We start from the raw sequence: 20227 nt of genomic DNA on the forward strand, positions 1-20227 counted from the left end.
TTGTAAATATCATTTTACATTTTTATATGAAATCACAATATGACTTGGTGCAAATAATACTGATGCAATAATCAATAGCACTGACCTACTCATAATCCCACTAAATGAGAACAACATTGAAGGAATAATAGAAAGTGCTAATGCTCTGAAAACGCTGTTTTTCTTAAAACATATAATCCAAATAGCACAATAAAGCATTACCAATATGGTATCTACAATCAGATATAGTGCAAATGCTTCGTCAGACCACCACCCGAACCAAGTTCCCGGAATATTGATTATCATGAATCCGAAACAACCCAATCTCCCTACTTGTTCTGTGACCTCAACATATTTATTGTTCCACTTATTATCAAATCCATCTTTGCACTTAATCGCAAATACAACATTGGGTATCATAATGACTGCAATAAAAATCAGCCCAAAAACATTAAACCATTCCATATTATCTACCATCACAAACTTCGATTTTCTCAATTCTCCAAACTGGAATTTACGATACCTTATACATATCGTTTTTATAAAACATTATTGCATCTTTTTTATTTGCATTTTTTAAGACAATAAAAACATTATATACATCGGGAAATGGCGAAACCATACCCATACATGACATGCCAAACATTAGTCCATTTAATTCTCTATATTCTGCCGGACTAACAATAAAAATCAATAATGGTGTTATTCCAAGCACAAATGGTAATAGGCACATTACAATAAACCTTCTACGCTTCAGAGGATATGATGCTAATGCAACAAATGATATCTTACCCGTTATTTTACCTATCGTAACCAGTGCGTTTCTCGGATAGACAATCCCATGTAACCACTCGTGTATCACCAAACAAATATACCCCAGGCAAAATCCAATCAAAATAAATACATGCGAAATAACAACTGTCTTGTTCATAACTGTTTTACACAGCATCGTTACAAACATTAAAACACATAATACCGCTGCAATAGGTGCCGCTTTTTTCATCATCTCTTCAATGCTCTGAGGTGTTTCTATTTTAACAGCATTCTTTGGTAAAATACCTGTCTGATACTCACTTATATCTTCAATAGACATTTTTAATTTTATCATTACCAATTCACCTCCAAAAAGAGTAACAAACTCCGATTGAACTTTCCATCAATTTAATTGCTTCATCAACAGATACACATGTAGCAAATCTCTTTGGCCACATCATATCATTGTAATATTTATATGTTTCTTCTCCAGTCATATAGTCGTTATCAAATGTTGAATTTGCCCCTTGTGGAACAATTACTTTATATCCTCTCTCAAAAGCAGATTTCACAGTTGCATCTATACAGAAGTTTGTCTGTAGTCCCACTATCATTAATGTATTATCATCTTTAACATAATCCGTAAAATCTTTATTTCCAAAACAACTATTGATATTTTTTATAAATATCTTTTCCCCTTCCTTGGGAATCACTTGTTCTGCAATTTCGAAGTCTTCATCACCGATTGAAAACCCCGTTCCTGGTCCATCGTCATGTTGAAAATAGATAACCTCTATTTGATTATCTCTAGCTGCTTTTATAATTCTTATAGTATCATCAATAAACGCTTGAAAATTAAAAAGTCTACTATCTGTTATTCCTTTTTGTATATCTATCACAAGTAATTTCATTCGTTTTTCCTTTACATATAAAAACACCGATTTTCCAGTTTCAAAAACTTGAAGTTTATCACTTCTTCATCTTAGGAGCAATAAGCAGCACTACTGTCACAAGAAAATATACACCATACAGTAACCAAGTAATTGTATTACTCCAAGGGAAACTCTTTTCTGGATGATTCAATGCAAACATTATAAATACAATAGCTATAATTAACATTGTCAAACCGATAATCCTTGATATACTCTTTTTCATGTAAAGTCCCTTCTTATCAAACTTGAATTTTCATTTTATCGCAGTTCCAATATGCTTATTCAATCTCCATTGCGGAGCATCACTATCATCAGCCCAATACTCATCCAATGAAATAATCTTATCATTAACAATTTTAATAAATGACGTTACATGAAATGAAACACTCTTATCCTTCGGATATACATTAGCAACTGTTACCAGTAAATTACCCATTTCTTCTGTTCTTTCAACCACTCCATTCCATTCTCCGGGATATTCGCAATTCGCAATAATATACTCATCCAAATTGAAATGTTCATTCGTACAATGCCAATTTACATATGCATCCTCATGAAAATATTTTCTGATTTCATTCTCATCTTGAACGAGAACTGCTTTCCAAAATTCATGTATATTCATTTTTTCATTCTCCTTAAAATTTCGATTTTACGCTTTCTTGATCGGATGTCTAATTACAGTTCTCCATTTCTCCGGAGCAAGCCTTCTTGCATCAGACATATAGATCTCATGGTGCATTCTATCTTTGTTAATATCATTAACATACCCGTTTTCCCCTAAATAAGCATCCATAACTGCAACGGTTGCCGGCTCATCATCAAAAGAACCCAAGTGCATAATTTGAACGCATAATCCTTCATCAATTATAAGATACTCCGCTGATGAACAATCGAGTTTCTTCTTTATTGTTGCTGTTTCGACCGCCCAATCAAAATCAGCTTTAGAAATGAAATCAGGCAACCGAATAACAGATATCCAGTGAAAAGAAGCTTTGTCTGTATAGTCTATACCATCCATATTTTCCTGCCACCAAAATTCCTCAAGGGGCGGAACTACATACTCAAAAAATCCCTCAATTTTGTAATCTGTTTTATAACTCATTTTCAAAGTATATGCAACAGCGTATAGTACACTAATCGCTTGCTGATATGTCCCGCCTTCTTCGTTGGGATCACCTTTTCCCCTGACAGCAATATAATTTGCCCGAGGTACATTTACAATCTCCGGTTTATTTTTAGGCATATAAAATTCTTTATATTCTTTCTTAAAATCAAAAGCCATAATAACCTCCCAAATTTTGTTTAACTGTATTTTACCATAAGAAAATAGATAATTATACGGTTTTCCCAATCTTTAGATAATGTTATAATAAGCACAGAAGTTCACGAAAATAGGACAAGATACAAGAACTACAGTAGGAATGCAATTAAATTGAGGTGACACCATGGATTATCAGGAAGTACTTAGCCGTTTTGCATACGATGGCGGTATAGATATTATGAATCGCGCAGTGAATGCAGCAACAGGAGATTACCGGGAAAACAGAGATATTATCAACGAGATCGTCTTATGGAAGATGAATCGCAGACCATTTGTGACAGAGGAACTGATTGATGCAATCTTATCATTAAAGGAGATCAAATCACCTCTACAGGCACTGGAGAGTGAAAAGACGCCGAAGGTCGTAGAAAAATTATTGCAGACAAAAGGGATGCAGCTGCCAATGGCAAGTACAGTACTTCATTTTTATTACCCGGACGCATTCCCTATTATTGATCAGAGAGCGTATCGGGAACTTTATACTGTGGATTATCCAAAGAGCATGACTCAAATATCGCGACTGACGAATCTCTATCTTCAGTACATAGAAGATTGCCGGAAATATCAGCAGGAAATGTGTCCGGAAATAGCCTTTTCCCAGATAGATAAGGTGTTGTATCAGTTGGATAAGGAAAAAGGTAACAAAGTAATTTATTAATTAGAGAACGGAAAAGAGGATTATGCATGGCACTTTTAAATTTTTCGGATATCTTGAGAAAGGCAGGACTGGATCCTGCGAAAGTACAGTTAATTCGTCATACATTGAATGACAAAGAGTTTCGCGCCTGCTACGAAAAGAATATGGTAAAAGAATATACCGCTGAACAGAAGAAAGATTTTAACAAAGGCTATGATTACTGGGCGGTATTTATCAGCGGAAAAGGGACAGAAGCAAGATTCTATAAGTTATATAGGGTAGGCGCTGCGGTGCCGAAATCCCCGGAAGTGATGCCGGAAGGCTATCCTTGTCCGCTGGCTTTTGAGAAACCGGGAGATTACTATGAGCTGGAATATGTAGATGTGTTAAAGGAATTTGAGAATAGATTAATTATCGAATGGGGAGAAGCTATCAGAGCATGGCATCAAAAGGGAACCACAGAAAAAGCAGTGAAAGCAATACAATCTATCCAGAAGTTGGAATTTGTAGGATATGAGAATGTGGTTTTATCTTATGAGAAATTAAAAGAAATAATAGAAAATGACATGGATCATTATAAGCTATGGCAGACTGCGCTTTCCAGTGTGAAAGCGGTATATCTGATCCTGGATACCAAAAATGGACAGCAGTACGTGGGATCCGCATATGGAGATGGCGGTTTACTGGAGCGTTGGAAATGCTATGCGGATACTTTTCATGGAAATAACAAACTGATGAAAGAATTAATCTGTGATCATCCGGACAGGTATCGATATTTTCAGTTCTCTATTCTGCAAATATTTTCGATGTCCGTTCCGGATGATATGATCATAAATGCTGAAAGCTTGTGGAAAAGAAAGCTTGGCACGAAAGAATACGGTATGAATGCGAATTAAACAGCAGCTTTGTGATTATGGAAGAAGATCGGACATTCCCGGCTTCTTCCAGACCATTGAATATTCTTTTTCACCGGTAGTGTCATCTACAGTTTGGTTTTAATCGTAGGAAGGAAGCATACCCTTTACCACTTAAAAATTGACAAGCCGATAATCTTTCGATATGAAATTATGAGCGTTTATGTTGGCGGAGAGCCATATCTCCATAACAGAATCCAGGTCATTATCAATAAATTTTCTTATCATGGTATTTTCCATTATTATTTCACTATTTTTCACTATCTGTTAATCTCATATACAAACTGTAATTTATGTCAATGCGAACTCAATCTCATCAAGTTTATTTGTTATTGCGTTCTTTCTCCCTGTCGCCTTAAAGCCTATTCGACGATAGAGTCTCTCAGCATTTATATTATTCTCAAGAATCCACAGCGTAGGGGTATCCGTACATTGGCCTACTGCGTATAGTAACAATTTCGTTCCATAACCCATGTTTTGCATATCTGGAAGAATATAAAGATCCTCTATTAAACCCTTTGTTACAGAAACAACCCCTATTGATTTTTCTTCTACAAGCATATAGAGCTTTGTTCCGTTGTTCATCTTGTTTCTTAAATACTCCCGTTGCCGATCTGGCGTGTGTGTTTCTATGAAATCAGGAGTACAAAATGCACGATGCGATTCCTTCCAGGATATTGAATGGATGGTTGCGGCTTGAAGAAGATTTGTTTCATCTACAGGTACTATCATACTTACCTCCACAAATTACGACTTATCGTTATGTTCACTTTTTCAGACAAGAAATTTCAAAACTAAATCATTAAAATCTTTTGCTTCTTCAAAAGCACCATGACCATATTTTTCATAGATTTTAAGCTTGCAATCAGAAATATTCTCAGCTAGCTCATATGCTGCCTTATTTCCGACAATATAATCCCGTTCTCCGCCAACAATAAGGGTTGGTACTTGAATCTTTCCAAGCCAGGGCCGTGCATCATGTGCCATACAAGCATTTCCCTGTATAATAAACCTTTCTAAACTCCTTGGTTCACTCATTTTTAATAATATTCCGTAAAATCGTCGGTATGTTTTTAATTTCTGTTCAGAGTATGTTTTCTCAGCAGTATCAATAAATATATCTTTAAAATCACCTTGCTTGGCCATATCAATCCATGTACCAACAACCGTTTTAATGACATCATTTGCATATGGTGCCGTATTGGCAAGAACCAACTTGGTTACAAGCTCTGGATATTTTGCTGCAAGATGCATAGATATCACTCCACCCTGTGATACACCCATGACACATATTTTTCTCCACGATACAACTTTGAAGTTGTCAGATACTTTTATAAAACTCTCGCAATAAGGATGCTAATTCTTCCGGAGATTCCAAATTCACTTCGTGACCGGTTCTCGGAATTTCTTTGAATTGGGAATGCTTCATAATATCTGCAAGTTCGATAGATGCTCTTTTGTTGGTTTTATCTTTTTCTCCACAAACGACCAATACAGGACAGGAGACTTGGTTCAATGAATCACTAAAATCAAGTGCCACCATGGTGTCACACAGACTTATAAAATCGAGTTTTCCAAAGCCGGTTTGTTGAAACATCGACTGTGGCATAAAACGAAATAGTGCATTTTGCAGTTTTAATAATCTCTTTGGCATCTTATACTGCGTTGCAATCAAAACTAATGCCTTTACTTTTTGGGGATAGTCTATCGCATAGTTAAGTGCCAACACTCCACCCAAGGAAAGACCACACAAAATGATTTCCTCATTTTCTGCATCACACAATTCCACAAAAGCAGAGTAGAGGGTGGAATATGTTGCCGCTTTGCCTTTGACCATTTCCGACAAATCCAAGCATACGCTATGATCCAACACTTCTGTTGCTTCTATCGCCTTGTTCCAACTGCCTGCATTTTGTCCCAATCCATGCAAGTATAAGTATTTCATCTGTTCTCTCCTCAACTTCCGATTTGTTAATTTGTTTTATTATAGCACATGCAAGCTCATTCACAATAAAAAAAGAGCAACCGATTTTTATCGATCACTCTCTGCCGTGTGGTTAGTCCTTTGTTAGTTTTCTGTTACCATTCAAATAGGACATACCGTTTCCCCCATAAGCTTTCCAGTCGTTATTTTTCGTCAACAATTTGAAATCTGAAAGCTTTTAGCTGATAGCTTTTATAATTTTTTTCTCATGATCTTTGGTAAATTCACTCAATTCATACGATCGGATTCTCTTATTGACTAATATGGGAATCACAAATCCATTTTTTACCAGTATCGTCAGTCTGTTAATAATCGTTTTGTTTGTTACCGACAATTCTCTGCTAATTTCAATCGGAGTAAACTCTCCCCGATAGTTTTTCATTAAAAACAATAATAGCTCCTTTTCTTTTCCTTTCAGAAAAGATAGACTTCCTGCAATATCTTCCTCCTCAGAAGCCAACTGTAAGTCACAGACTTTTCTCGAATACAGTTTCACCATTCGCAGAAAATAATTGATCCAGATCTCCGGATGCGGAGGATTCTCTCTTCCGGAATAATACAATGCCGGAAGTCCCATCTGAATGGATTCATAATATTCATCTATATCGTATGCAAAATATTCTTCTAACGATCCGATTCCATTAAATCCGTAACCGTTCAAGTCCATAATATAACCGGATAAGAGTCTTGCCGTTCTACCATTGCCGTCTTCGAACGGATGTATTGTCACTAATTGATAATGCACCACTGCTGCTACGATCAGAGGGTGATCATCCGTAGTATTTACATACTCCACTAATTCATCCAAAAGTCCCGGAATGTCACAATATTCCGGGGGAATATAATCCGGATTCCCTGTTTTGGAATCATACACTGCAAACAGAACTCCGGGCGGCATAGGTCCTCTGAGACCTATTTTTTCTTTGGACGCCCCCTTTTCCACCAGTTTCTGTACATCTAAAATAAGTTTCTTGGAAAATTTTTCTTTATTCTTTACCTTTTCTTCGAGATAATTCAACGCCAAAAAATAATTCCGGACTTCCTGCTCCGGTTTCAGATAATGCTTTCTTTCATCACTTTCTATTACTTCGTTCACCTGTTTTTCCGACAAGGGATTTCCCTCTATCTTGTTCGAGGCATACGAACTTTTTTTCTTTGAATTTTTGCGAAGCTTATTCATAACTGTTTTGGAGAGCTTTACTGACGAAACTTTATATCTGTTCTGCTCAATTTCTGTAATATATCTTAAAATTTCATTCGTTAAAGTCACTTTAATCATATAAAAAAGCCTCCCTTTCAAATATTATTATATCCAAAAAGGAGGACTTTTTCCATTATTATTTCACTATTTTTTCACTATTTTCCACTTCTACTTTTCATCAACCACCTGGAAGATGTAGAACTTGAGGTAATAGCTCTCGTCCGCTGCCCACAGGATCGGATGATCCGGGCCCTGTGTCTTGAATTCTACCTGGCGGAGACGCTTATGCGCACCATGAGAAGCCTCCCGGATTGTTTTGGCGAAAAGCTCAGGATCCATAAAATGAGAGCAGGAACAAGTTACCAGGAATCCGCCGTCCTTCACCAGCTTTAAGCCCCTAAGATTGATCTCGCGATATCCTTTTACGGCATTTTTGATGGAATTGCGGGACTTGGTAAAAGCGGGCGGATCCAGGATCACCACATCATATTTCTCGCCCTGCGCCTCCAGCTCCGGCAATAACTCGAAGACATCCGCACATCGGAAGCTTACCGTATTTTCCAGTCCGTTCAGCTTCGCATTTTCCATTGCCTGATCCACAGCCAGCTGGGAAGCATCCACACCCAGAACACTTTTCGCTCCGGCGATTCCCGCGTTCAATGCAAAGGAGCCGGTATGTGTGAAGCAGTCCAGCACCTTTTTATCCTTACAGAAACGATGAATGGCGGCACGGTTATTCTTCTGATCCAGAAAAAATCCTGTCTTCTGTCCGTCCTCTACATCCACCATGTAATGCACACCGTTCTCCACGATCTCTACTTTCGTGTCAAACGGTTCGCCGATGAAGCCCTTGTAACGCTCCATCCCCTCCTGTAAGCGTACCTTGGCATCGCTCCGCTCGTAGACACCGCGGATGGTAATGCCATCCTCCGCCAGTACTTTCTGCAAAGCATCAATGATCACAAGCTTCCACTTATCGATTCCCAATGCCAGAGATTCCACTACCAATACATCCGAGAACTTATCAATGACAATACCCGGCAGGAAATCCGCCTCTCCGAAGATCAGACGACAGCTGGAGGTATCAATGGTCTCCTTGCGGTAATTCCAGGCATCCCGCACCCTCTGCTCAAAAAATGCCTCATCGATCACCGTATCTTTCCTGCGCGCCAGCAGACGAAGCGTGATCTTGGAATTGGTATTGATATAACCGTATCCCATGAAATAGCCGTCAAAATCATGAATGTTTACAATGTCGCCATTCTCAAACGTCCCCAGGATGGATGCGATCTCATTATCGAATACCCACATTCCCCCGGCTTTCAGCGTTCTTCCTTCTCCTTTTTTCAGCGTTACCGTTGTATTGTACATAGAATTTCCTCTCTTAATTTCGTGGTTTTATCGTTTTTGCAACTTTTTCTTCTATCATATTCGTTTTTTGCTTGACAATCAATGGGTTTTTATTTATTATTTTAATGTTGACGCAATTCATGTTAATAATCGTCGCGTGGCTCAGTTTGGTAGAGCGCTGCGTTCGGGACGCAGAGGTCGCAAGTTCGAATCTTGTCGCGACGACGAAAAATACTCCCTCACACATGTGTGAGGGAGTATTTTTGTTCTTGCAACTATTCAAACTTACGACCTCTAACTGGTTCGGACACACCGTTCGGGCGCAGACCGCAAATTCTCCCCAATCCCCATAATCACAAACACCGTCGAAATATTCATCACCTGCTGAAAACTAAACATATTATTCACTGTATACGCCAGCACGCAGATCCCGCAGGCTCCCACCACCATCTTGTTCTCCCCGGCACGAAGGAAATCTCTGATCGCCGTAATCATCATTCCGGCATAACTGATGATTCCCAATACTCCTATATCTACCAGAATCGTCAGCCATTCATTGTGTGCATTCGTAAGCCGGCTCCCGCCAAAACGGTCATTCACCATCGTCTGCAATCCCACACTTCCCTCGTTGGATAAAAATGCATACAGGCAATCCGGTCCCACGCCGAATATTTTATGCAGAAGATCCGCCTCCCAGAAGCATCTGGCGCCTGCTGCCCAGGTACCGCCCCGGGCACTCCCCCAACTGACATTAAACGTCAGCCATTTTGTCACATTCGGGTCTGTAATGCCGGGAGTCAACGCGCCACCGGCCAAGGTATTGATCAGCGTCAGTAATAAAACAAGCAATATCATGACCGGCACCGCAATAGCGATCCCGCAATAGATTCTATGTAACAGTTTCTCCGGGTAACTGCGCTTCAGCCGAGCTCTGTGTATTAAGCATAAAATGGTTCCTGACAGTATCGTCATAAGTATGGTTACCATCGAAAACGTCAGCAGATCCGTCATTTCTTCCAGCACTAATTCCTGTGAAAACACATTCGCTTTTCGCAATATAAAGGTCAACAGGCATGCCCCGGAAAACATCGTCATCTCCTGCCAGAACACTTCCATCCTCCCACTATCTCTCACGGACATCCCGAATAATACGAACATGACCACCGTGAAGGTTACAATGCCGCTGCTGCTTCCCTGGGTCGCCAACGAGGCGAAGCCGATCGTCACATATGCCATCAGCAACAGCTTTTTCCAGGTCATTTTCTCTTCCATCCGCCACAGCAGATAGACTCCCCCGAACAATATCGTCACCAGATACCCGCAGTACCAGTTGATATTCCCTATCGTCGAGATAAAAGAGGTATTTACGAACTGTGTATCTATGGGAAACAGGCAGAACTTATTCACATATCCCAGGGCGAAAACAACCGCAGACACCGGCAGTATCAGCGCCGGGATCCAGCTCTTCCACTGCCACATACGGGAGATCATAAAATACACGATCACCGCTCCCAGCTGCGTCCACATTCCCATCCGCCAGGACGCTGTCCCCCACAATGCTTCTTCCCGGTAATTCGTAAACAGATACGACAATAGTACCGCGATCCCATATAACGCCGCGAATTTATCCGTACTGCTCAGATCCCTCCACAATCTCCCCGGCAATTCCCTGATCCCCGGCAGCTCCTTTGCACGGATCGCCGTAATGAGGCGAAAAACCGCCCACAGGATAAATACCGGCAGCAATGCCTTTCCTCCGTAGGTCATGGTCTTTCTGAAAAAATTCTCCTTCTCCGTTCCGATCTGTGCATATCCTTTATTATAAAGCGGCAATACCACCAGTACCGCACACATATATACGCTGATCACAATATCACACAAAAAACCATTGAAACTGCAAAGCGTCTCCTCCACAGATTCTGTTTTCTTTTTTCCGGTCGTATGTTTTGCCATAATCATGCCCTTCCAAAGCATCCTTAAGTAATAGAACTACCCCTTTTATGATAGCTTTCCGGACTTCTTTCGTCAATCTTTTCTCAGGAGCGAGTCTCTTCGTTTGTCTGCCGGTCAGACATCTTAGACAGACTATGATACGTCTCGTAGATCAGCACAAATCCCAACGGTCCTTTGATGATCCCCCAGACGCCGAACAGCTGGATCCCGGCATATAGCGACACTAATACAGCAATGGGAGACACTCCTATTTTCCTGCCAATGAGACGGGGCTCCAGTATCTCCCGCAGGAAAATACATACCACATACAGCACTCCGCAGATAAGCGCTCTACCGAAGCTTCCCTCCAATAGCTGCCAGATTCCCAGTGGCACCAGCACCACCCCCGTGCCAATAAAGGGCAGCGCATCCAGAATCCCCGCCAGGATCCCCCACAGCACTCCATGCTTTATCCCCGCGATCCCTAACGTAGCCGCTGCCGTCAGTGCGATCGCCGACATGATGATCCCCTGTGCTTTTACAAAGGTAGCGATATAGCGGACGATCCCGCAGATCACCTCCAGCAGCACATGGCAGGACTCCTGATCCAGCAGATGGTTCATGATCCCGTCATAGTCTTTCGCCAACAGTACCGACGCAATGAGAAATGTCACCAGGAATCCTCCCAGCTCCGCAAACCACCGCACATACTGCATGGATTGCGACAGCATCCCCGGCAGAATATTTTCCTCCAACGAATCCAGTCCCTCCTGCAGTCTGCCGCTGACCGTATTTTCCAGATAGGAAGCGTCCACGCCAATGATCTCTCCCACACCGTGACACAGATCCCGTACCATCGCCAGCCACTCCTGCTCCCTCGCATCCACACTCCGGATCCACACCGGCAGACTTCCCAGCACCCAGGAGCTCAGTACCCATAACAGTACAGCCAACAGCAGTGTCGCCAGAATCAGAAGCACTATGGCGCTTAAGGGTCTTGGAAAATGCAGTTTGCGGTTCATCCGCTTCATCATCGGTCCGAATATCGTGACGAACAGCATCGCCAGCAGCACCGGTGCCAGAAGGGGTGTCAGATATTGCAGAAAAAAATAGACTGCTCCCGTCACCGCAAGCAGTACTATCATCTTTTTTCCTATAATGTTTTTACCGAATTCTCCCCAGTCCATTCCGCACACTCCCTTTTTGGGATTAGTGTGCTCTGAGAGACTTTTTTTATCCCCTTTTGGAGATTCCGGTTTCATTTTCTGTGAGTTTTTTCAATTCCTCCATCGCAAAACCCGCAAATGCCGGATTCTTCGGCACTACCCGGAATCCCATCTTTTTCCCGGAAACGGGATGGACAAACTCCAGAGAATACGCGCATAGTGCCACGCCGCGATATTTCTGCGCAGGCATTGCCTCTTTTAACGCTGCCGTTCCATACTTCGTATCTCCAAACAGTGGAAATCCCGCATGTGCGAACTGCACCCGGATCTGATGAAACCGTCCGGTCCCGATCGTTACATCTGCAAGCGCAAGCGGAGAGGGATCGTTGATCTCTTCCAAAATGCGATAGTGCAGCGCGGCAATCTTCGCATCTGCAAATTCCTGTTCCCTGCCGGTCACTGCCACCGCCATATTACCTTCCTTGCGAAGGTAATCCACAAGATCCCCCTCCGGGCAGTCAGGATATCCACAGAGTACTGCATAATAGTGTTTATTCAGCGCACCTTCTGTTAATTGCTTCGACAATGCCGCTGCTGCCTTTTTGTCTTTGGCAAATACCAGCAGTCCTTCCACCGGCTGATCCAGTCTGTGGACTATGCCCAGATACGGCTCTCCTTTTCCAGGTCTCCCCGCACCGGGAAGCTTTGCAAGATGGGATTTCAACTCACTGACCACATCCGGCTGTCCGATTCCGGCGGACTGCACCGCCAGTCCTGCCGGTTTGCGGATGACCAGTATGCTGTTATCTTCATATAATATTTCCGTTTTCATAACCTATTCCTCTGTCATCCCCCTAACCGTTGTTCCGGATGTTAATCTATACCGTTGCATCTCTATCGCCTAATCACTTTCTCAGTCCTTTAGGATAATGATTCTTCATGACGCCGCCTGCCAGTTTCCCCCAGCCAAGGCTACAACCGTCCACGCAGATCAGATACCAGCCCTTCTCGCCTTCCGCAGAGAAAGTCTGTCCCTTCAGATAAGCCGCGGCTTCCTCCACAGACAGCTTCCACACATGCTTCACATCCTCCGGACGCAGTGCCAGTGCTAACGCGTGCGCCGGTTCAAAACGATTCTTTTTCAAGGTGCCCAGATGAAGTCCCGGGCGCAATACCTTCAGTCCTTTCACCCCGGGCATTCTCTCCGGCATGCGGTACAGGTTATCGCCAAATGCCAGAAAGCCTTCTCCGGCAGTGCATAGTCCTGCTCTGATCGTCTGCTCCTCCGAAAAGGTCTCTTTTGCGAAGTTAAAATACTCTGCCCAGTCTCTTGTCAGATTCTTCGCCGGAATTCCCTTCTCTGGTCCGGTGGCACTCACCGGCTGATAACCTTCCGGAAGCTCTCCCTTTTTCTGTAATACTGCGGCATAATGCCCCTCGCCACGTAACTTATGGGGCCACAGACGTAAAGTCCCCGTAATGCCGGGTGCCGGATTCTCTACACAACCGGGAATACCGTCGCAGCCTTCCGGGATCCCCAGTTCCTTTTTATCGATGGGGACAATCTCGAATTCCTCATGCTTTGCCAGGAAACGGCTGATGCTTCCCTCATTTTCCGCAGGTGCAAAGGTGCAGGTAGAATATACCAGTCTGCCTCCCGGGACTAACATCCGTGCCGCACACTCCAGGATCCCGTCCTGTCTGTCTGCACATAACTGCACATTTTCGGGGCTCCATTCCTCACAGGCCACTTCATTCTTCCGGAACATTCCCTCTCCGGAGCAGGGTGCATCCACCAGGATCCGGTCAAAATATTCTTCGAAAATATCCGCCAGGTGCTCCGGCGTCTCATTCAATACACAGGCGTTGCTGATGCCCATGCGCTCTACGTTCTCTGACAGTATTTTCGCCCTCGCCGGATGGATCTCATTCGTGACAAGCAGTCCCTCTCCCTCCATCGCTGATGCGATCTGGGTACTTTTCCCTCCGGGAGCAGCACATAGATCGAGGATCCGCTCTCCGGGACGAGGTGACAGTAGTGTCACAGGTGCCATGGCACTGGGTTCCTGGATATAATAAAGTCCCGCTTCATGCCAGGGATGCTTTCCCGGCTGGTCCTCTTTGGTATAGTAATATCCGTTCTCCGCCCAGGGAACCGGCTGCAACTGAAAAGTCTGCTTTACTTTTTCTGTTATGACAGACATGTCATCCCTTTTTAACGGATTCAGACGCAATGCCTGATATTTTTCATGCTCAAAGCTTGCCAGGAACTCTTCATATTCCGATCCCAAAAGTCCCTGCATTCTCTCTGTAAATGACTGCGGAAGCATAGGTTTCCTCCATCTCTGTCCTCTATTCCGAACTCTGTTCCCATTAACTGTATCACAGCTCCTATCCGCGGGCAATCATTTCTTGCCAAGCTACACAGACACAATTATAATATTTGTTGTAAGTGCTTGTTTTTTAGTTTTAAAAGGTAACCCATTGTTCATATTTTCATTCGTTGATTCTCGAATAAGAAAAGAGGTTATTATGTCTATTTTCAGAAAAACACTCAGCTGTGCCGTACTGGCAGCCTTAGGCACCTGTGCTCTCGCTGGCTGTGGCAGGCAGGATACGCCGAATGAAGCCGCAACATCTGCTTCCCCTGAAGCGTCTACTGCCATCACGGAAACCATCTCCGAAAGTACCGCTTCCTCTGAACAAACATCGTCCTCCGAAGCATCCGGGGCACAGCCCGCTGAAACCGAACCAGCAGTTTTCGAGGCGCCCTCTGTCGATGACTCCACTCCTTACGGACAGCACGGCGCTCTCCATGTGGAGAACGGGAAGCTGACCGATGCAGACGGGAACACTGTCCAGCTCTACGGTATGTCCACCCACGGTATTGCCTGGTTCCCCCAGTATATCAATTATGATTCCTTCCGTACCCTGCGGGACGACTGGAATACCAATTGTATCCGCCTCGCCATGTATACAGCGGAGTACGGCGGTTATTGTGCCGGCGGTGATAAGGAACAGCTGAAGCAGCTGGTAAGAGACGGTGTATCCTACGCTACAGAGCTTGGAATGTACGTGATCGTAGACTGGCATATTTTAAGTGATTGTGACCCGAATCAGAACAAAGATGAGGCGATCGCCTTTTTCCGGGAAATGTCGGAAGCTTTTGCCGACAACGACAATGTGCTCTATGAGATCTGTAATGAGCCCAACAGCGGTACCTCCTGGGACAGCATCAAGTCCTATGCCGAGGAAGTCATCCCGGTGATCCGGGAACAGAAGCCGGATGCCGTCATCCTCGTAGGAACTCCTACCTGGAGCCAGGAGATCGACAAATCCGCAGCTTCCCCGCTTACCTTTGATAATGTAATGTATACTCTGCATTTTTACGCAGGCACCCACAAAGATGACCTGCGTAACCGCTTAGAGACCTGCGCACAGAACAATCTTCCTGTCTTCGTCAGCGAATTCGGTATGTGCGACGCTTCCGGCAATGGTGCCAATGATTTTGATTCCACGACCAAGTGGCTGGACCTGCTGAACAAATATCAGATCAGCTTCTGTTGCTGGAATCTGGCGAACAAGGACGAAAGCAGCAGTGTCTTCAAGGCTGCCAGCACGGCTCTCTCCGACTGGACCGATGAGGACTTCAATGAATCCGGACGGTGGATCCGTAATTACTTCCGCAAAATGCCACAGAAATAATTCCCGATCCCGCCCTCAGAACTTCCTGCTTACAAATTCGTACGATTGCACTACATTAATTCTTCGTCATAGACTGCCCTGCCACCGCCGATGAATTTCGGTCTGGTACGGGCGCATACCACATGGGCGTCTCCGATCTGTCCGGTCCGGAGACGCACCGGTACTGCCACATCTCTCAAATGCATTCCGATCAACGTATCCCCGATATCCATTCCCGCTGCCGCCTGAATATGTTCTACTGCCACCGGATGTTCAAATGCTTTATACGCTGCCGTAGCGAAGGATCCTCCCGCCTTGGGCTGGGGAACCACATTGACCATGGGATAACCGTATTTTACGGCTGCCTCTTTTTCCAGGATCAGCGCGCGGTTCAGGTGTTCACAGCACTGGGCTGCCAGATAGACACCTGCTTCCTGCGTTGCCTGATAGATTCCGCCGAAGACCACCTCTGCCAGCTCCGGGCTGGAATAGGTTCCGATGGATGCACCTCCCACTTCACTGGTGGAACACCCTACTACAAACAGTTCTCCCGCCTCCGGCTTAGCTTTCTCCAGGATCTCCCTGGCTGCGGAATATGCCTCTTCTGCAATGATTGTCATATCTTCTGTCATGACGAATACCTCCCAGTTTTTTTAGTTATTCCCATCTTCTGTCTTTTCCGGCAGACAGACTGCTTTCTATAGTTACAGCAGACAGTTTTCCAATACCAATATCATTAAAAAAGCCATATTTGCCATGGTAAACCATCCAAAATACTTCTTTTTCTCTCCCGGAATCTGTCTGACCACCTGTTTATAAGAAATCAGACTGGCCATGGATGCGATCAGTGTCCCCAGACCTCCCAGATTCGTGCCGATGATCAGTGCCGTGATATTTTCTGTAAATCCAGATAATAAAAGGGCTGCCGGAACATTGCTGATCACCTGGCTGGCAATCACGGCCGTCATGACTTCCCTGCCTCCGATGATCTTCTGCAGGAAGTCGCAGAATGCAGGCATTCTTCCCATATTTCCTATGAAAATAAAGAAGCCCACAAATGTTAGTAAAAGAGAATAATCCACTTTTATAATAGTTCCACGATCTAAAAGGAGAACCGCTAATGCCACAGTCACCAATGTCACCGGATAAGGAATCAAATGAGCCACAGTCAGCAGACACAACACAAATAACAGCAAATATGCCGGAAGTAAATATTTCTTTTGTTCCAGCTTCTCATCTTCTGTCAGCAAAACTTCTGCTCCCCGAACTTCGATTCTGCTTCGTTTTGCCACAATTACCCCACAGATCACCAGTAAAAGCAGTGACACCAGAGAATAAGGCAGCATCAAAAGTATAAATGTTCCAGCGGACATCTGTGTTTTCCCATATAAATACAGATTCTGCGGATTTCCGATCGGCGTCAGCATACTTCCCAGATTGGCAGCTACCGTCTGCAGAACGATCACTGGCACTGCCAGTTTTTTCACAGCTTCTTCGCCTGTCAGCCGCAGCACAATGAAGGTAAACGGTACAAACGTGATCAATGACACATCATTAGTGATGATCATACTGAAAAAGAAACACAAAAGTATCAATACCTCTACCAACTGTATAGTATTCTGTGTATACCGCAACAGCGTTTTTGCAATATTACGGAAAACACCCAGCTTCTGTAATCCTGCCATCACCGTCATCAGGCAGAAAAGAATCGAAAGCGTGCGGAAATCAATATATCCTGCATATTCTCTGTCCGGCGGAGTCATCACCGCAGACACGATCGCTAAAAAGACAGCTACAGTCAGAACCGTCTCTCTTTTTAGAAATTCACTCAGTTTTCTCTTTAGTTTCATACTCATTTGTTCCTTTGCGTTGTATCTCACAAAAAATTTTTGCAGGAATATAGTAAAATTAAGAATATTTTCTACGGAGCATGCTATGTCTGTTCTGCCCTCATTGCTCTTCGGTATCTCCGCCAGTCTGGATGCACTTCTGGTAGGCTGCGCACTGGGACTGCAGAAGGTCCCTCTTCCTGCAAAACATAATCTGCTGATCAGCGCAGTCACTCTCATCGGTACTGTGATCTCTATAAGCCTCGGTAACCTTTTACTGCCTCTGATCCCCAGTGAGATCGCAACCCGGACCGGAAGCAGTATCCTGATCCTGTTCGGGCTCTACTATGCCGGAAAATGGCTGGTTTCCAGATGGCGTTGCAGTTCTTCAGATAACAGCAGCCTATGCCGGGAGAAGAAAAAATTTGCCGAACATCGGAATCTGACTCTCCCACAGACGCTGGCTCTGGGCTGTGCCCTCTCCATGAATAATATCGGTATCGGCTTCTCCGCCAGCATTACCGGACTTCCTTTTCTGCCTGCCTCGATATCCACCTTTTTCTGTTCCTTCGGATTCCTGACACTGGGGAGCCGCCTGGGACGTTCCGTCCTCCTGCAGCAGGTCGGAGAATATGCCGATCCCATCTCCGGGCTCTTATTGATCCTGTTAGGTCTGTGGCAATTATATCACTGATGGACTGAATAGTTACCAAAATAATGGGGAATCTATCTGAATAATACAATATACCCACCGGGCAGTCTATGCAATCATTATATCATTATTCAGAAAGGATTCCCTTTTTATGACACAAAACAATTCATTATCCACAGAACTTTCCCAAAATATTGATCTTCTCCACCGATTGCTTCCTCTGGGTAAAAGCTTTGACCTGATCACACGCGATCTCCGGTTGGGGGAAACTCCGGCATTTTGGCTGGGGATCAATGGTTTCTGCAATACCGAGATCCTCCAGCAGATCTTCTCCGACCTGCAGGATCCTCACTATACACTGGATTCCGAGATCCGCGATCTCCCCGGCTATGTGCAGAGCAGGCTCGGCTATGCACAGGTATCGTTGACCTCCTCTGTGGATGATATCCTGCAAAATCTCTTAAGTGGGCCTTCCATCCTCCTGGTGAACGGCTTCGATCAGGCGGTGATCATTGACGTCCGTACCTATCCCGTCCGCAGTATCTCCGAGCCCGATACCGAACGGAGCACCCGGGGTGCCCGGGACGGCTTCGTGGAGACACTTTTATTCAATACAAATCTTATCCGCCGCCGGGTGCGTTCTGCGAAACTGACCTTCTCCATCTGCACCCTGGGAACAGAGAGCCGCACCGATGTAGCGATCGCCTATCTGGCAGACCAGGTTAACGAGGAGTTATTAGAGGCTCTGAAGCAAAAACTCTCCCGGTTACAGATCACTTCGCTGACTATGGGCAGCAAAAGCTTAGAAGAACTTCTGATTCATAAAAGATGGTGGAATCCCCTGCCCAGCATCCAGCTGACAGAGCGTCCCGATGTGGCATGCAGCTACCTGTGCGAAGGACACATTCTGCTCATCGTGGACAATTCTCCCGCCGTTTTGCTGCTTCCCGGTACGATCTTCCAGTTTACCCAGAGTCCGGAAGACTATTACAACAATCCCCTGACCGGAACTTATTTCCGCATGATACGCTTCCTGTGCATTCCGGTGAGTCTTCTGCTTCTGCCGGTATTTTTACTTCTCTCCGCCTATTATCCCGAGATCACCTCCTCACTGCAGCTCACACCTGTCAGCGATCTGTCACCCTTCCGCCTTTTTTTCTATGTGCTGGCGGTGGAGTTTCTCTTAGACCTCTTCAAATACTCTGCCGCACTTAGTTCCAGCCGTGTCTCCGGTGCACTGTCTATTGTAGGGGGATTGTTGATTGGTGACATTGCTGTCAGCCTTAACTGGGCCTCTACCGAAGTCCTGTTCTATGCCGCCGTCACTATGTTGGCAAATCTGTCTCTCTCCAGTATAGAATTCGCCGATGCATTGCGCATCTATCGAATTCTCCTGGTGGTCACCACCGGATTATGGGGTCTGCCCGGCTTTATTATCGGTCTGACGCTTGTGTCACTCTCCATGATTACCACACCGACCTTCGCAGGCTTCAGTTACTTCTGGCCCCTCTTCCCCTTTAACGGACCTGCACTGAAAAGCCTCCTCTTCCGCCGCCCCACCTATAAGGCCCAACCCAGTAAAGTCTGGTCCCGTGGACATGTGCATACAAAATAAAACTCCTATACGGAGCGCGAGACATCGAGAACATACGGTACCTTGTTACTTACTAATCATTTCAGACGGATTTGTACTATCTTAGCCTTGAGGATCAAGCGCGAGACGGCGCACGAGGTCCGGGGGACCTCGGCCTGCGCGGACCGGAGCGGAGCGTAGACATCGAACTTTCGAGCCCTGGCAGGGCTCGAAAAAAAGAACGATACCGATTTGGTATCGTTCTTTCAGACTGTAGACAAAGCTCCTTCCTGTGAGGGAGCTTTTCTTGTGTCATGACT

At 44.5% G+C, this 20227-nt stretch carries 22 protein-coding genes and 1 tRNA gene; 6 read left to right on the plus strand and 17 right to left on the minus strand.

The window, feature by feature from the left end; all coding sequences use genetic code 11:
* Nucleotides 1–9 precede the first annotated feature (9 nt).
* The 6 genes from ACTRDR_RS13370 to ACTRDR_RS13395 are packed head-to-tail and all read right to left on the minus strand — an operon-like array spanning nt 10 to nt 2946.
* Entirely contained in the window at nt 10–444 is a 435-nt protein-coding gene (locus tag ACTRDR_RS13370; RefSeq protein WP_440528068.1) for a hypothetical protein, read from the minus strand.
* A 49-nt stretch (nt 445–493) separates the two neighbouring features.
* Complete coding sequence (locus ACTRDR_RS13375) at nt 494–1087, minus strand: DUF3267 domain-containing protein (RefSeq protein WP_440528069.1); 594 nt, start codon at nt 1085–1087, stop codon at nt 494–496.
* Nucleotides 1088–1094: 7 nt separating this feature from the next.
* Entirely contained in the window at nt 1095–1643 is a 549-nt protein-coding gene (locus ACTRDR_RS13380; RefSeq protein WP_440528071.1) for a cysteine hydrolase family protein, read from the minus strand.
* A gap of 58 nt (nt 1644–1701) precedes the next feature.
* The gene (locus ACTRDR_RS13385; RefSeq protein ID WP_022153066.1) at nt 1702–1887 is read right to left on the minus strand and encodes a hypothetical protein; all 186 of its coding nucleotides are present in this window, start codon (nt 1885–1887) and stop codon (nt 1702–1704) included.
* Between the two features lie 30 nt (nt 1888–1917).
* Nucleotides 1918–2286, minus strand: coding sequence for a nuclear transport factor 2 family protein (locus ACTRDR_RS13390; RefSeq protein ID WP_440528073.1), 369 nt, complete (start codon nt 2284–2286; stop codon nt 1918–1920).
* A gap of 27 nt (nt 2287–2313) precedes the next feature.
* Nucleotides 2314–2946: a GyrI-like domain-containing protein gene (locus tag ACTRDR_RS13395; RefSeq protein ID WP_440528074.1), complete on the minus strand. Its 633-nt coding sequence runs from the start codon at nt 2944–2946 to the stop codon at nt 2314–2316.
* Between the two features lie 163 nt (nt 2947–3109).
* On the opposite strand from ACTRDR_RS13395, the gene ACTRDR_RS13400 reads away from it, so the two are divergent.
* Both ACTRDR_RS13400 and ACTRDR_RS13405 read left to right on the plus strand, forming a co-directional pair.
* Entirely contained in the window at nt 3110–3643 is a 534-nt protein-coding gene (locus tag ACTRDR_RS13400; RefSeq protein ID WP_440528075.1) for a hypothetical protein, read from the plus strand.
* Nucleotides 3644–3669: 26 nt separating this feature from the next.
* A complete protein-coding gene (locus ACTRDR_RS13405; protein WP_440528076.1) occupies nt 3670–4518 on the plus strand; it encodes a GIY-YIG nuclease family protein in 849 nt (282 codons plus the stop codon).
* Between the two features lie 309 nt (nt 4519–4827).
* On the opposite strand, the gene ACTRDR_RS13410 is transcribed toward ACTRDR_RS13405, so the two are convergent.
* The 5 genes from ACTRDR_RS13410 to ACTRDR_RS13430 form a co-directional block, all read right to left on the minus strand.
* A complete protein-coding gene (locus ACTRDR_RS13410; RefSeq protein WP_118730809.1) occupies nt 4828–5268 on the minus strand; it encodes a GNAT family N-acetyltransferase in 441 nt (146 codons plus the stop codon).
* Between the two features lie 42 nt (nt 5269–5310).
* Entirely contained in the window at nt 5311–5871 is a 561-nt protein-coding gene (locus ACTRDR_RS13415) for an alpha/beta fold hydrolase (RefSeq protein ID WP_119247641.1), read from the minus strand.
* Complete coding sequence (locus ACTRDR_RS13420; RefSeq protein WP_072522432.1) at nt 5858–6481, minus strand: alpha/beta fold hydrolase; 624 nt, start codon at nt 6479–6481, stop codon at nt 5858–5860. The genes ACTRDR_RS13415 and ACTRDR_RS13420 overlap by 14 nt, the downstream gene beginning before the upstream one ends.
* A gap of 217 nt (nt 6482–6698) precedes the next feature.
* On the minus strand, nt 6699–7631 hold the full coding sequence (locus tag ACTRDR_RS13425) for a Fic family protein (protein WP_440528078.1): 933 nt from the start codon (nt 7629–7631) through the stop codon (nt 6699–6701).
* Between the two features lie 258 nt (nt 7632–7889).
* A complete protein-coding gene (locus tag ACTRDR_RS13430) occupies nt 7890–9092 on the minus strand; it encodes a class I SAM-dependent rRNA methyltransferase (protein ID WP_440528079.1) in 1203 nt (400 codons plus the stop codon).
* Between the two features lie 130 nt (nt 9093–9222).
* Between ACTRDR_RS13430 and ACTRDR_RS13435 the strand changes: the two genes are divergently transcribed.
* Nucleotides 9223–9296 (plus strand) — tRNA-Pro (locus tag ACTRDR_RS13435).
* 69 nt (nt 9297–9365) lie between these two features.
* On the opposite strand, the gene ACTRDR_RS13440 is transcribed toward ACTRDR_RS13435, so the two are convergent.
* The 4 genes from ACTRDR_RS13440 to ACTRDR_RS13455 form a co-directional block, all read right to left on the minus strand.
* Entirely contained in the window at nt 9366–11024 is a 1659-nt protein-coding gene (locus ACTRDR_RS13440) for an O-antigen ligase family protein (RefSeq protein WP_440528080.1), read from the minus strand.
* A gap of 83 nt (nt 11025–11107) precedes the next feature.
* The gene (locus ACTRDR_RS13445) at nt 11108–12190 is read right to left on the minus strand and encodes an AI-2E family transporter (protein ID WP_440528082.1); all 1083 of its coding nucleotides are present in this window, start codon (nt 12188–12190) and stop codon (nt 11108–11110) included.
* 46 nt (nt 12191–12236) lie between these two features.
* Nucleotides 12237–13001, minus strand: a complete 765-nt coding sequence (locus ACTRDR_RS13450) for an RluA family pseudouridine synthase (protein WP_440528083.1) — start codon at nt 12999–13001, stop codon at nt 12237–12239.
* 73 nt (nt 13002–13074) lie between these two features.
* Entirely contained in the window at nt 13075–14499 is a 1425-nt protein-coding gene (locus ACTRDR_RS13455; protein WP_440528085.1) for an RsmB/NOP family class I SAM-dependent RNA methyltransferase, read from the minus strand.
* Nucleotides 14500–14701: 202 nt separating this feature from the next.
* Between ACTRDR_RS13455 and ACTRDR_RS13460 the strand changes: the two genes are divergently transcribed.
* Nucleotides 14702–15874: a glycoside hydrolase family 5 protein gene (locus ACTRDR_RS13460; protein ID WP_440528087.1), complete on the plus strand. Its 1173-nt coding sequence runs from the start codon at nt 14702–14704 to the stop codon at nt 15872–15874.
* Nucleotides 15875–15924: 50 nt separating this feature from the next.
* On the opposite strand, the gene ACTRDR_RS13465 is transcribed toward ACTRDR_RS13460, so the two are convergent.
* Complete coding sequence (locus ACTRDR_RS13465; RefSeq protein WP_022153466.1) at nt 15925–16485, minus strand: TIGR01440 family protein; 561 nt, start codon at nt 16483–16485, stop codon at nt 15925–15927.
* Nucleotides 16486–16557: 72 nt separating this feature from the next.
* Entirely contained in the window at nt 16558–17709 is a 1152-nt protein-coding gene (locus tag ACTRDR_RS13470; RefSeq protein WP_440528088.1) for an SLC13 family permease, read from the minus strand.
* A 13-nt stretch (nt 17710–17722) separates the two neighbouring features.
* Between ACTRDR_RS13470 and ACTRDR_RS13475 the strand changes: the two genes are divergently transcribed.
* Nucleotides 17723–18376, plus strand: a complete 654-nt coding sequence (locus ACTRDR_RS13475; RefSeq protein ID WP_440528090.1) for a manganese efflux pump — start codon at nt 17723–17725, stop codon at nt 18374–18376.
* Between the two features lie 109 nt (nt 18377–18485).
* A complete protein-coding gene (locus ACTRDR_RS13480; RefSeq protein ID WP_440528091.1) occupies nt 18486–19949 on the plus strand; it encodes a spore germination protein in 1464 nt (487 codons plus the stop codon).
* The last annotated feature ends 278 nt before the right edge of the window (nt 19950–20227 follow it).

The sequence above is a fragment of the Simiaoa sp. genome (assembly GCF_051972595.1).
Classification (GTDB): domain Bacteria; phylum Bacillota; class Clostridia; order Lachnospirales; family Lachnospiraceae; genus Acetatifactor; species Acetatifactor hominis.

Bases quoted from the DNA above. Each gene is read 5' to 3' on its own strand.
- ACTRDR_RS13370 (WP_440528068.1), bottom strand. From the start codon at position 444: ATGGAATGGTTTAATGTTTTTGGGCTGATTTTTATTGCAGTCATTATG.
- ACTRDR_RS13375 (WP_440528069.1), bottom strand. From the start codon at position 1,087: ATGATAAAATTAAAAATGTCTATTGAAGATATAAGTGAGTATCAGACA.
- ACTRDR_RS13380 (WP_440528071.1), bottom strand. From the start codon at position 1,643: ATGAAATTACTTGTGATAGATATACAAAAAGGAATAACAGATAGTAGA.
- ACTRDR_RS13385 (WP_022153066.1), bottom strand. From the start codon at position 1,887: ATGAAAAAGAGTATATCAAGGATTATCGGTTTGACAATGTTAATTATA.
- ACTRDR_RS13390 (WP_440528073.1), bottom strand. From the start codon at position 2,286: ATGAATATACATGAATTTTGGAAAGCAGTTCTCGTTCAAGATGAGAAT.
- ACTRDR_RS13395 (WP_440528074.1), bottom strand. From the start codon at position 2,946: ATGGCTTTTGATTTTAAGAAAGAATATAAAGAATTTTATATGCCTAAA.
- ACTRDR_RS13400 (WP_440528075.1), top strand. From the start codon at position 3,110: ATGGATTATCAGGAAGTACTTAGCCGTTTTGCATACGATGGCGGTATA.
- ACTRDR_RS13405 (WP_440528076.1), top strand. From the start codon at position 3,670: ATGGCACTTTTAAATTTTTCGGATATCTTGAGAAAGGCAGGACTGGAT.
- ACTRDR_RS13410 (WP_118730809.1), bottom strand. From the start codon at position 5,268: ATGATAGTACCTGTAGATGAAACAAATCTTCTTCAAGCCGCAACCATC.
- ACTRDR_RS13420 (WP_072522432.1), bottom strand. From the start codon at position 6,481: ATGAAATACTTATACTTGCATGGATTGGGACAAAATGCAGGCAGTTGG.
- ACTRDR_RS13430 (WP_440528079.1), bottom strand. From the start codon at position 9,092: ATGTACAATACAACGGTAACGCTGAAAAAAGGAGAAGGAAGAACGCTG.
- ACTRDR_RS13440 (WP_440528080.1), bottom strand. From the start codon at position 11,024: ATGGCAAAACATACGACCGGAAAAAAGAAAACAGAATCTGTGGAGGAG.
- ACTRDR_RS13445 (WP_440528082.1), bottom strand. From the start codon at position 12,190: ATGGACTGGGGAGAATTCGGTAAAAACATTATAGGAAAAAAGATGATA.
- ACTRDR_RS13450 (WP_440528083.1), bottom strand. From the start codon at position 13,001: ATGAAAACGGAAATATTATATGAAGATAACAGCATACTGGTCATCCGC.
- ACTRDR_RS13455 (WP_440528085.1), bottom strand. From the start codon at position 14,499: ATGCTTCCGCAGTCATTTACAGAGAGAATGCAGGGACTTTTGGGATCG.
- ACTRDR_RS13460 (WP_440528087.1), top strand. From the start codon at position 14,702: ATGTCTATTTTCAGAAAAACACTCAGCTGTGCCGTACTGGCAGCCTTA.
- ACTRDR_RS13465 (WP_022153466.1), bottom strand. From the start codon at position 16,485: ATGACAGAAGATATGACAATCATTGCAGAAGAGGCATATTCCGCAGCC.
- ACTRDR_RS13470 (WP_440528088.1), bottom strand. From the start codon at position 17,709: ATGAGTATGAAACTAAAGAGAAAACTGAGTGAATTTCTAAAAAGAGAG.
- ACTRDR_RS13480 (WP_440528091.1), top strand. From the start codon at position 18,486: ATGACACAAAACAATTCATTATCCACAGAACTTTCCCAAAATATTGAT.